The organism is Pirellulales bacterium (assembly GCA_036490175.1).
Classification (GTDB): Bacteria; Planctomycetota; Planctomycetia; order Pirellulales; family JACPPG01; genus JACPPG01.
This window is the reverse complement of sequence record DASXEJ010000285.1, coordinates 1-12,625: the sequence shown is the minus strand read 5'-3', so window position 1 is coordinate 12,625 and position 12,625 is coordinate 1. Positions and strand designations below refer to the sequence as shown.

The following is a 12,625-nucleotide window of genomic DNA, read 5'->3' as shown; positions in this document are numbered from 1 at the left end:
CGCCATCCACGAATGATCAACGAACATCCATGGCGACCATTGCCAAGTGGACTAGGCGGATTTGCCCGAAGGCTTTTTCTTCTTGGCAGTCTTGCGCGCGGGCTTTGTCGCGCCGTCGCCGGTGGACGCCTTCGGGGCTGCACTCTTGCGTGCTCCCCTGCCCCGTCCGGCGGGACGTTCTGGGGGGCCGGCCGCGGCGCGGGCCGCCAATAGCACCAGAGCCTGCTCGAGCGTGGCCTCTTCGACCGGCTGCTGCTTCGGGAGCGAAGCATTGGTGACGCCATCGGTGACATACGGACCGTAACGTCCTTCGAGCAGCTTGATTTCCTGCTTCGTCACGGGCGAAGTTCCCAGCACTTTCAGCGGTTCTTTCGGAGCGCCAAAACCGCGTCGCTGCTTTTTGGGCTGCGCCAGCAACTCGAGGGCTTGTTCGAATGTCACATCGACTGGCGAAAGGTCGGCCGGCAAGCTGCGTGTCTCTTCGCCGCTCTTGATATATGGTCCAAAGCGGCCGTTGTACGCGGTGATCTTCTGGGTCGTCTCCGGATGAACTCCCAACTCGCGCGGCAGCGATAACAACTTGAGCGCGACGTCGACGGTCATGTCTTCGGGCCGCATGCCCTTGAGCAGCGAAGCGTTCTTCGGCTTCTCTTCCTCGTCGGGATTGCCAAGTTGCACGTAGGGACCAAAACGGCCGGTCTTCATGTACACTGGCTTGCCCGTAGCCGGGTCATGTCCGAGGGGCTTGTCCCCTTCGGCCGCCTGGTCGAGCAATTTGAGAGCGGCATCGAGCGTCAGCTCATCGGGAGAAACCGATTCGGGTATGCTCGCACGACGTTCCCCTTGTTCGAGAAACGGGCCATACCGGCCAACGCGGACGAAAATTACTTCACCCCCCGCGGGCTGGCCCAACAAAATGCGACTGACATCGCGGGCGTCGATCTCGCCGACCTTGTTCTCGAGTTGCTTTTTCAGTCCGTCGTGGTCTTTACCGAAGTAAAACTGATTCAGGTAGTCGACGTACGTCCGCTCGCCACGGCTGATGGCATCTAGATCGTCTTCCATCTGCGCGGTGAAACGATAGTCGACCAGGTCCGGCAAATGCATCTCGAGCAATTGCGAAACGGAAAAGGCCACCCACGTCGGCACCAGCGCGTTGCCGCGTTTGACGACGTACTCGCGCGCTTGGATGGTCTCGATGATCACGGCGTACGTACTCGGGCGACCAATGCCCAATTCTTCGAGCGCCTTGGTAAGCGTGGCTTCGTTGAAGCGCGCCGGCGGCTGCGTGTTGTGCTCTTTCGGCAGTAGGTCTTGGCAACTAAGGTCCTCGCCCACTTGCACATCGGGGAGCACGGTCTCCTTGTCGGCCAGTTCGGCGGCCGGATCGTCGGCCCCTTCGACGTAAGCCCGCAGATAGCCGGGGAAATCGATGGTCTTACCACCGACTTGAAACAAAGCGTCGCCCCCTTCGATCGTGATCGAAATGCGCCGTCCCCGCGCATCGGACATTTGGCTAGCGACGGTCCGTTTCCAGATCAAATCGTAAAGCTTGAATTCCTCGGCCGACAGCGCGTTACGCAACGTCTCGGGCAGCGCGAAGGGATGGCCGGCCGGCCGAATCGCTTCGTGCGCCTCTTGTGCGTTTTTGACTTTGGTGCGGTACTCGCGCGGCGCGTCGGGAAGAAACTGGTTGCCGTATTGCGACGCCACCAACTCGCGCGCTGCTGCGATGGCCACCGAGGCCAGATTCGTCGAATCGGTACGCATGTACGTGATATGGCCGTTTTCGTACAAGCTTTGCGCCACCTGCATCGTGCGCCGCGCCGTGAAGCCAAATTTTCGATTGGCGTCCTGTTGCAATGTGCTGGTGGTGAACGGCGGGTAGGGCTTGGTCGTGTACGGCTTGTCGTCGATGGTCGTGACACGGAACTCGGCCGGCTTGAGCTGGGCAGCCAGGTCGAGCACGCCCTGAGAATCGAGCAACAGCAGGGCCGGGTCTTTGAGCTTGCCGGTGGCTGGATCGAAATCCTTGGCGGCGGGCACGCGGCGCTTTTGATAGCTCTGCATACCGGCTTGCAGGGTTTGGCCGGTGGCTTTGGCAAACGTGCCTAGCAAGTCCCAGTAGTTGGCCGACACAAAGCTCATCCGCTCGCGTTCGCGCTCGACTATCAAACGCACCGCCACGCTCTGCACACGGCCGGCCGACAGCCTGGGACGCACTTTGCGCCACAGCAGCGGCGAAACCTCGTAACCATACAACCGGTCGACAATGCGGCGCGTCTCCTGCGCCTTGACAAGATCGTCGTCGATTTCGCGCGGATGCTCGAGCGCAGCGTGGATTGCCTCGGACGTGATCTCGTGAAAGACCAATCGCCGTACGGGCACTTTCGGTTTGAGCAACTCGCGCAGGTGCCAACTAATGGCCTCCCCTTCGCGGTCTTCGTCCGTCGCCAGGTAAAGTTCGTCGGCGTCCTTGAGTAGCCCCTTCAGCTTGCGGACCTGCTGCGTCTTGCCGGGCGGAATGATGTAAACTGGGTCGAAGCCGTTATTGACGTTAACGCCCAGATACGCCCAATCCTCGCCTTTGAATTCGGCAGGTATCTGCTTGGCACCCTGCGGCAGGTCGCGAACGTGGCCGATGCTGGCCTCGATAACGTAGCCGGCGCCTAGAAACTTGCTAATCGTGCGCGCCTTGGCGGGCGACTCGACAATTACCAACGATCGTTTCTTGGATTCCGCCGATTTCCGCGCCATGTTGTCCGTTCGTGCCAGTCGAGAGGTTCTGTCTGATCGGTGTCCGCGACGACGCGCCGAGCATCAAGCGGTCGCAACAAGCATCAGACTGGTTATCAGCTGTCGGCGGGTGACCTCGCCAGTTACGTAATATTGCTATCCCACGACCGTCGTAGTCGCTGCGATCCGCTCATATTGACCGTTACGATCGATCGAGCACCACCCGCGAGCCGGGGGGCACGACCGCGACGTGTCGCGTCGAGCATGATCTTTGCCGCTGTGCGACCACGCCGCCTGGAATCGACGTGACTCCTGTTTGAGATTGCATTTACGTCGATTATTCCTACAATCGGAACCGTCGCGCCCCGTGGGCCAGACGATCACTCCTTAACCTTTCGATTACCCGGCTGTCAAGGCTTGTTGCCTGCCATTTGCCGTGGTCTACGAGGATATTTTCCATGGCTAGCCCGTTCGCAGTCTTTCGAAAAAACGAGCGCTGGATGATGGCCGTCGTGGGCGTTTTGGCCATGATCGCCTTCGTATTTTTTGATCCCTTGTTCGGCATGCGAAGTGGCCGCGGCACGGGTGACGATCCGGTCGTTGCCGAGACGGTCCTGTACGGAAACATTCACGAATCCGAACTGCAACGGATGCTCGCTTCGCGCGCGTTGGCAAACCAGTTCATCCAGCGAACGATTGCGGCCGCGTTTGGGTATAACGCGCAAGGATATTTCGGGCCGGATAGCGAATCCGACGTCGTCGATACCATGCTGCGGGCCCGCAAGGCCGACCAAATGGGCATGAAGATCACCGACGATGAAATTACGCGCATTTTGCAACTGTTTAGCAACGATCGGCTTACGGGCGAGCAATTTGCTGAAATCTTGCAGTCGATGAGCGGGCGCAAGGGTGGCATCAGCCGCCGACAGCTTTACGACGCACTGCGGACTGAGCTCTTATCGCGGCGCCTTGTCGAGGGGTACGCTGGCAGCCAGCAAACCACGCCCGCGGAGCGTTGGGAGTCGTACCAGCGTCTGAACAATCGGGCCGTGATCGAGGCGATTCCCGTGGCCGTTGCCGATTTTGTCGACAAGGTCGCCGAACCGGACGACGCCGCAGTGCAAAAGCTCTTCGATACCTATAAGTTCAACGAGCCGCAGCCGGGCGCCCCGGTGCCAGGCTTCAAGATTCCGGCCAAGGTTGCCATCCAATACTTCACCGCCGAATACGAGCAATTCGAAGACCTGGATTCTGTTTCGTACCCGGAAATCGTCAATGAGTACGAAAGGAGCAAAGACACCCGCTATCTCTACAGCGGCAACCTCGATATCCCGAATCCCGAGGCCGGTGCCTCCGCGGGCGATAAGCCCGACGCCGAAAAATCCGAAACAGCCCCCGCCGGAGAGGCGGACTCTTCTGCCGAGAAGCCTGCCGACGACGAGAAGTCCGGCGGAAAGTCCGACGAGGCGACTCCGCCCGCGGCCGATGCTCCTGCGAGCGAAGCGGCGCCTGAATCCAAACCGGCTGCCCCGCCCCAGCAAAGTCGCGATTCCCGAGGATTGCTGGGAACGGAATTGGCGTTAGCCAACGTTGACCAGGCTGAGGACGAGAAGTCCGAGGACACGAAAAACGGTACTGCTCAAGCCGCGGCCGATGCGCCGGCTGCTGCGAAGCCCGCAGCAGACGCGGAAAAGGAGCCGACCGACGAGTCGTCCGCGCCAAAGAAGCCAGACCCCAAGGTCATGAGTCTGAAGGACGAATATGCGCTGCCGACCGACGTTACTCCTCCGAAGTATGATCCGCTCTGGAAGGTCGAGCCCGACATTCGTGCCGAATTAGCACGCGTCAAGGCTGCGGAGAAAATGCAAGAGGTCTTGACTCAGGTGCGAGAAAAGATGGTCAAGTACGGAAACGATCGCACCCGTTGGGAAGTGAAACACGAAACCGACAAGACTCTAGCTCCACCAAAGTCCTTGGATTTCAATGCCCTGGCCGCGGAATACCATCTTGCGACCCACACGACGAACTTACTCACCGGCTATGAGTTGCGCGAGGTCGACGGGATCGGCGAATCGTTCGTAGGTCAGGGAACACCGTTTGTCCCCTACGCCTTTGGTTCGTGGCAGCTCTACCAGGCAGGCATGTCCGTCGACTCCGCCGGCAATCGCTACCTGGCTTGGAAGACCGAACAAGAACCGGCCCGCGTGCCCGAGCTGAGCGAGGTCCGCGACGAAGTTGTCAGGGCCAGCAAGATGATCGAAGCGCGCAAGCCGGCGGCGGAACATGCTAAGACGCTTTCCGAAACGGCGACAAAAGACTCCATAACGTTGGGCGAGTTAGCCGTTCGCGACGGTCTGCCGATCGTCAAGCCAGATCCTTTCTCCTGGCTGACGTATGGCAGCACGCCTAACATTAACAACCGCGTGCCGCCTCGTTTGAGTTCGGTGACGGGTATCGAAGACGCTGGCAACGATTTCATGCAGGTGGTCTTTAGCCAGCCAGAAAAAGGGAAAAGTCTCGCCTATAACAATCCTCAGACCATCATTTATGTTTTCCAGGTCATGGAGTACGAGCCAGGCAATGAAGTGTTGCGCCGCAGCTTCTTGGCAGACGATTATTTCACCTACGCCCGCGTCGACGAACCACGACAACGGCAACTGCTCAGCGCTTGGAACAATAGCATCCAGCAGGAATCTGGTCTGAAATGGGTTCGCCAACCCGATATGCGCCGCGACCGCGCCGAAACCGATTTTGACGACAGTGAGTCAGGCGACTAAGCCGACTGAGTCGATGCGGCGCCGCCACTGATGCCGCAGGCGGGGCCGCTGAAGACAGGCGTGGGGACGCTACGGAGGTCCTCGCTAAATTTATGCAATCACCGCTCGCAATCCATGCTTGGCTGCGGTAGGTTGTGGGTCGCTCTCGTGCAGCGGCCATCGCGATACGGAAATAGAAGGGGTAAATCGTGAAGTACTTCCGGGGGATCTGCCTTCTTGCGGCAACCTTGACGACTAGTAACGCGAAAGCGATTTCATTAGTTGTCATGGCCGTTAACACAACGGCCGTTCCTGGCGACAAGGTCTTCACGATTGGCGTGCAAATCAACGAAGCCGATCTCACGGCAAAAGGAGTCGGCGATAGACCTTCGCTGTTCGTCCAGGACATCAAGTTCGGCAGCGGCGACGCGGAACCGCTGCAGCAATCGGGTTTGAGTAACCAATCTTCGTTGCAGGGGGCGGCGACTCTCTTTGCCGCGGGCGGATCGACAGGATCCGACTCGTTGTACCGCGACAGCTGGTGGTACAGCGGCAGCCCGGTCATCGCGCCGAATGGAGGCGTCGATGGCAATCCAATCATTTCACCGGATGCCGGCGTCATGAATGGCACAGTCGGCGGCGGCATCAATGTTGGGCCGCTAGGCTACACGTTCTCAGAGTTTGCCGTGAAGACTCCGAATTCAATGAACGGACAGACGATGAGCTTCACTGGCATGTACGGGCCCCTCGGCGGCAACGTTTTCACAGATGCGCCATTGATGAGCCAGTTCGTGAATGGCGTGATGACGTTGCCGCTCGCCCAGATCGTGGCCGACGGAAACGTCGCCATCCCAAGTGATTGGGCGCATGGCCTCGGCACGGGGCTAATATTCGGCCAGGTCGTCTTCAACGTTCTTGGCGGCCCGGGGGACATCGATCCGGCCGCTTTCCTGAACTTCAACAACAACGACATTGAGTCCGGTAATGGCCAGGGTCTCGCTGCGAGCCGTGCGTTGGACGCTCTGGCAGCGGTCAGCGGCGTGCCCATGGCGCGCAACCCAGAGCCCTCGTCATTGGTGCTGGCCGGATTAGGGGCCCTCTGCCTGACGCTCGCCGCCAGACACCGCAGGCGTCTGGCCCGTTAGTTCCACCAATCTTGTCCTTCATGCTCGTGCCCCGTCATGCGTCCGAGGCACGAGCATGGAGATCGTTAGCGCCGCGGTTTCAATACCGTCAGTGCCAAGGGCGGCAGCACGATTTGCACTGAGTACGGACGACCGTGCCAGGGAATCTCTTCGGCCATAATGCCTGGCCCGTTCCCCAGGTTCGAGCCACCGTAGTACGTCGAATCGCTGTTGAGCACCTCTTCGTACCAGCACAGCTCGGGCACTCCCATGCGATGCTGCACGCGTGGGGTCGGCGTGAAGTTACAGCCAATCGCCAGGAAATCGCTCGAGTTTCTGGCGCGGCGAATGTAACCCAGCACGCTTTCGTCGCAATTGTGGCAATCGATCCACTCGAAGCCAGCCGATTCGAAGTCGACCTGATGCAGCGCGGGCTCGCGCTGATACAGATGGTTGACATCGCGCACCAACTTTTGCAGCCCCTGGTGCGATTCCCATTGCATCAGGTCCCATTGCAGGCTGGTGTCGTAATTCCATTCGTTCCACTGGCCGATCTCGTTCCCCATGAAAAGCAGCTTCTTGCCGGGGTGTGTCCACATATAGGCGAACAGCAGCCGCAGGTTCGAGAACTTCTGCCACAAGTCGCCCGGCATCTGATCCAAGAGCGAGCCCTTGCCGTGTACGACCTCGTCATGAGACAGCGGCAGCACGAAATTCTCGTGGAAGGCATAGATCAGGCTGAAGGTCAACTCGTCGTGATGATACTTGCGGTGGATAGATTCGTGCCGCATGTAGCGGGTGGTATCGTTCATCCATCCCATATTCCACTTCAGGCTGAATCCCAGGCCGCCCACGTACGTGGGGCGCGACACGCCTGCCCAGGCGGTCGATTCCTCGGCGATGGTCAATGTGCCGGGGTATTGCAGGTGGGTTTGGGTATTGAGTTCCTTGATCAGGTCGATCGCTTCCAGGTTCTCACGACCGCCGAACTTGTTCGGAATCCACTCACCCGGCTCACGGCTATAGTCCAGGTAGATCATCGAGGCCACGGCGTCGACACGCAGGCCGTCGATGTGATACTTGTCCAGCCAGAACAAGGCGTTCGAGAGTAGGAAGTTCCGCACTTCGTGGCGGCCATAGTTGAAGATCAAGGTGCCCCAATCCTTGTGCTCTCCCAGGCGTGGATCAGCATGCTCGTAGAGCGCCGTGCCATCGAACTGGCGCAAACCATGACCATCGCGCGGGAAATGCGCCGGCACCCAGTCCAGCACCACGCCCAAGCCGCACTGGTGGCAATGATCCACAAAGTACATGAAGTCTTGCGGCGTACCGTAGCGACTGGTCGGGGCGTAGTAGCCGACCGGCTGATAACCCCAACTGCCCGAGAAAGGATGCTCGTTTACAGGCAAGAGCTCGATGTGCGTAAAGCCCATTCCCTTGGCGTAGTCGACTAGCTCGTGGGCCAGCTCGCGGTAAGTCATCCAGCGATGAGGATCGTCGCCGGGTCGCTTCCAGCTTCCCAAATGGACTTCGTAAAACGACATCGGCGCATCGAGCTTGTTGGCCTCTAGGCGACGCGTCATCCACTCGCTGTCGGCCCAGTTATATCGCTCAAGGTTCACCACCTTCGATGCGGTTCGCGGCGGCAGCTCGGCGCCAAATCCGTAGGGATCGGCTTTCTCGAATATTTGGTCGCCGTGCTTAACACGGTATTTGTAAAGCGTGTCTTCTCCGATGCCGGGCACAAACAATTCCCAAAAGCCGCTGGGAATGTGCTTACGCATGGGGTGACGACGACCGTCCCAAACGTTGAAGTCGCCGATGATGCTCACGCTCGTCGCGTTGGGAGCCCAGACGGCAAAGTTCACGCCCTGAATGCCATCGACCGTACGCAGTTGCGCGCCCAGCCGATCGTAGCTGCGCCAATGCGTACCCTCGTTCAATAGGTACAGGTCGTATTCGGTTAAGACATTGGGAAACGCATAAGGATCATGCATGGTGGCTCGGTTTCCGCGCTCGTCCGCTGTCTGCAAGAGGTATTTGTTGGCCGAGCCCGCTGGTGGCAGCGGACAGATCGCTTCGAACAGCCCGGCGGGATGAATCCGACGCATCGGCTGGGGTACACCCAGCGCGGCAGCCGGGTCGACGACCCAGGCCTGCGTAGAATGCGGCAAAAACGCTCGCACCGCCAGCGCCCGCCGTCCTTTGTCTTCGATTTCGTGGGGGCCCAGCAGATCGAAGGGGTTCTCGTCGCGCCCTTCAATCAACCGTCCGACCTTCTCCAAAGCAATCGTGGTGCGCATTAGTTGTACCTCCATGTCGGCCGCGGCGTTATCGCACCGGTGCCGTTCGATTGTTGTTTTTCGCCGTATGTTCGTCCAGCCGCCCCTACGACGGGTGGCCCGCTGGCGGCCGTAACCGGGTCGCCGCTATTCGAGCCAAGGGTAAGGCAGCAAAGAAGTTCCGAGCTGGGCACAGCTAAGCCACAGACGCTCCAGCCGATCGGTCCGCCAAGCGCAAAGGCGGCCGAAGAAGGCCCTAAACGCTGCGGACCAGTCCCGCATGGTCGTCGGGTCTGCCGCCGACGCTGCTGGCGCAAGCGCGGCGGCCGGACCACCGGTCGAATGGGCCCCATCAATGCGATGGCTGCTGCCATGAATGCGATGGATTTTCAAAGCCCGGTCGAGCCTTTGCCAGAGATCCCGGTTCTTGACCGGCACCATCTCGCCGAAGTGCTCCCACTTCCAGCCGTTGCGCCCCCATTCGGGCAAGCCGTGGCGGATACCGTGCGTCACATAGCGACTCGGCGTCACCAGCGTCACGTGCGACGGCTGGTCGAGCGCCTCGAGGCCGCGAATCACGGCAAGTAGTTCTAACCGCTCACCGTGCGCGTCGGGCTCGGCGTCAGCGGCATCGAGAATGGCCGATCCATCAGCCGCTTTCAGGACGAAACTCCATTCGTCCCGCTGATTTCCCCTGTTCGCCTGAGAGAACAGGATGAAATGCGGCGTCGGAATATTCATTGTGGGATCTTCACCATGAGCCGGGTTCGAGCATCGTGGAGGGCGTTTCCGACCCTACCTCGACAGGTGGGGGCGGCACGGTGAGCCTGTACTAACAGCCGTGTCGAAATCGGCTGGCAGGGGCGGCACCGTAACCTGGTTGCTTTTACTTATCGGCAGCTGCGACTCAAACTCCCCAGTTTTACTCGATAGAAGATTCGCCTTTACGAGGGACTCAGGCCGAAGTCCCGTCGCGCGCGATACCGTGGCAGCGTCATGGCAGAATTCGCAACCCCACGACAGTATTCAACTTGAGAGTTGCACGGCGAAATCGCACCAGCGCATCGCGGTATTGTCGAACCATGTCCTGATAATCGCGTTGCGCGATCAGATAGGCATACACGTCGTTGCCGGCCTGCTGTGACGCCTTCAGACTATGGTCGCGTACATGCCGTGCCGCGGGCAGCAAATGATTCTCGATCCTGTCGACCATCGCTCGCGACACGTTGTACTCTTCGCGAGCGTCCTCGACCTCGGCCATCACACGCCGCTCGATGACCTGCACTTCTAATCGACTTTGATCGACATTCACGGCCGCCCGGCGGATATTGCCTTGATTCCGATCATAGATCGGCGCCGTAACCGTGGCCCCCAATGCCCAGGAGCGCGAGCTCGGCAAATTGAACGGTGCGTTATCCTGATACGTGAACGGTTGATAAAGGACATACACGTCTGAGAATCGATTGGCCTTGGCCAGCCGTACGTCGGCCAGCGCTCGGCAAACGTTTAGTCTGTAGACAGCCAGGTCCGGTCGCGCCGCCACGGCCATTTGCACCATCTCGTCAGTCGACGGCGGAGGCGGCGACGGATTGCGGAGCGAGCCGCGCAGATCCAACCGCTGCACCGCTTCTCGCGGTAGGCTTAACACGGTAGCCAAGGCCCGTTTCGAAGTCATTAAACTGGCCTGGGCATCCATCATCGCTAGTTCCACTGCGTCGCGATGAATCTCGATATGGTCGGCCTGCAATTCCGCGTCTTCGGACTTGTCCTGCCGCTGTTCCTGCGTTGCCAAGGCTTGTTGGATGGCACTTATGCCCGCTTCGGCGAACCGCAACGTCTCGCGCGCGGATAGTACGTCGACGTAAGTCGTATACAGGTAGTCCATTTCCTGCCGCACGGCGTCTTGATACTGTGCCTCGACGGCGCGCCGCGCTTGCGCGGCAACCTCCATCCGTGCGCCGCGCTTTCCCGATAAGTCGAACGGGTACGTGACATTAATATCATATTGCGTCGGTCCGCCCGGATTTGTGGTCGTGCTGTAGCGACGGTAGGGAACAAGCTGGCCATCGGCAAAGAAAAAGGGATTAGTGCGCAATGAAGCAGTCAACTCGTCGGCCCGAGCCTGCGGAATCTCTAACGACTTTGCCCGCAGCGACAGGCTGCCGCGCGTCAATAAGTCGATGGCTTGATCGAGTGTCAATCCGTCGGCGGGCCCTTCCTCGGCCGGACCGCTGGGTACGTCGAAAGCAAAAGGAGCCATTCCTGCACCCGGCGTCGCCTGGCGCCCGCGCGGTAGTGGCAGCGCTTCCAAAGCGGGATTGCGGCGAACGCCTGGCCGTCCCGGCTGAATGCGCGGATGACCTGCGCGTCCACCAATGACTCCGCCCGACGAGTCTTGATAGCTGGCTCCGGTAGCGGACGGCCCTGGGCCGAAGCTGGAACTCATGCCACCGGGCGCAGAGAGATCCTGCGCGGTAGCTTTCACGACCGCTAGCAAGACGATTGCCAGCATCAACACGCCGCGCATTCTATCCAGCTTCTCTGCTCGAGACTGATGAGACCTCGCCACGCACTATGTGCTCAACTAGGAAGAATCGACCGCTTTTGCATCATTTAATGATCTAATCGATCATGACGTGCGTGCTACCGTTCGGCCGCTGGCATCCGCGAACTCGTGCAGTGCTAGCGCGCTTGTCACCGCAACGGGGCGCGGGTGCCATGGCCACGCCATTGCGTGGCCATGCCTCTTCCCGTCGTCATCCAGATCACAACGCGACGTTTTCGCGTGGACACGCCACCAGGTGGTCAAAGAATTGGCCACTGCGCCAACGAAAAGCTCTCTTGCGTCCGCGGGGTTAATCAGCGAGAAATCGGCACCGATTCCCACGGCTAGCATTCTGCACCCATTGATAGCAGGATGGTCGCTGGCCGCGTCAGCACTGTCTTAATCGAGATTCGGCCATGCGCAACCGCCTGCCCTGCCCACATGCCGCGTTGTGCAACCAAGATAGCCAGCCGGCTGTGCCTGGCTTACTCGACCGAATTGCGCCGTTGAAGGCTGGCATGCTTTCCTTGCAAAGCGCCCGATGGCCGGCAGAATTCGCACTGGTCGTTGTACTGCTAAGCACAGGCACGGGACTGTCGGCCAATCCCCTGCGGGCCGACGACAGCCCGACGACGGCCGAAGCGCAGATCGCACTGCCGGCCGAAATTATGCTCGTAACAGGCGAGCCCCCTGCGGCCGCCCACGAGATTGCCCCGCCGGAGGAGGATATGAAAATGCCTCCGTCCCATCCCACACGGGTGGAAGTCGACATCGAAGTGGTCGGCGTATCGCAAATTCAGGACCATGATCAAAAGTTCGACGTTGAATTCAACGCTTACTTTGTCTGGAACGATCCGCGGTTGGCGTTCGACTCGAAAAAGTCGGGCCTTACCAAGAAGGTACTTCCCACTGAGGGACTTTGGACGCCCGATCCACTGCTGGTCGACGAGCTAGACGTCGACGCGCGCGGCGGCGCTACGGCCCACGTGCAGCCTGACGGCACCGTGTATTTAAACAGGTATTACCGCGGCACGATTACGGGGACGTTCGATCTGCACGAGTTCCCGCTCGACAATCATGCGCTGGAGGTAGCCCTAGAAGCCACCGGTTTCGAGACGGATGAAGTGACGTTCGTGGCCGGTGAGGCAGAAGCAGTGAATGCGGCGCACGCAGTTCCTCACG

The 12,625-nt window shown here is 59.7% G+C and carries 7 protein-coding genes; 3 read left to right on the top strand and 4 right to left on the bottom strand.

Annotated features, from left to right (window positions below):
• Positions 1–51: 51 nt before the first annotated feature.
• Positions 52–2,757 (bottom strand): type I DNA topoisomerase, encoded by a 2,706-nt coding sequence (gene topA, locus VGG64_21575; protein ID HEY1602207.1) that lies wholly within the window; start codon positions 2,755–2,757, stop codon positions 52–54.
• Between the two features lie 437 nt (positions 2,758–3,194).
• Between topA and VGG64_21570 the strand changes: the two genes are divergently transcribed.
• Positions 3,195–5,513 carry a hypothetical protein gene (locus VGG64_21570; GenBank protein ID HEY1602206.1) on the top strand — a complete coding sequence of 773 codons (2,319 nt, stop codon included), beginning with the start codon at positions 3,195–3,197 and terminating at the stop codon, positions 5,511–5,513.
• Positions 5,514–5,779: 266 nt separating this feature from the next.
• Positions 5,780–6,637, top strand: coding sequence for a PEP-CTERM sorting domain-containing protein (locus tag VGG64_21565; protein HEY1602205.1), 858 nt, complete (start codon positions 5,780–5,782; stop codon positions 6,635–6,637).
• A 65-nt stretch (positions 6,638–6,702) separates the two neighbouring features.
• Here the strand turns inward: VGG64_21565 and glgB are convergent, their stop codons facing one another.
• From glgB to VGG64_21550, 3 genes are all read right to left on the bottom strand, one after another.
• The gene (glgB, locus tag VGG64_21560; protein HEY1602204.1) at positions 6,703–8,919 is read right to left on the bottom strand and encodes a 1,4-alpha-glucan branching protein GlgB; all 2,217 of its coding nucleotides are present in this window, start codon (positions 8,917–8,919) and stop codon (positions 6,703–6,705) included.
• A gap of 126 nt (positions 8,920–9,045) precedes the next feature.
• Entirely contained in the window at positions 9,046–9,639 is a 594-nt protein-coding gene (locus tag VGG64_21555; protein ID HEY1602203.1) for an RNase H family protein, read from the bottom strand.
• Positions 9,640–9,892: 253 nt separating this feature from the next.
• Positions 9,893–11,425, bottom strand: coding sequence for a TolC family protein (locus tag VGG64_21550; protein ID HEY1602202.1), 1,533 nt, complete (start codon positions 11,423–11,425; stop codon positions 9,893–9,895).
• A gap of 434 nt (positions 11,426–11,859) precedes the next feature.
• Here VGG64_21550 and VGG64_21545 point away from each other — a divergent pair.
• The coding region (locus VGG64_21545; protein HEY1602201.1) for a hypothetical protein at positions 11,860–12,625 on the top strand (766 nt) is incomplete at its 3' end.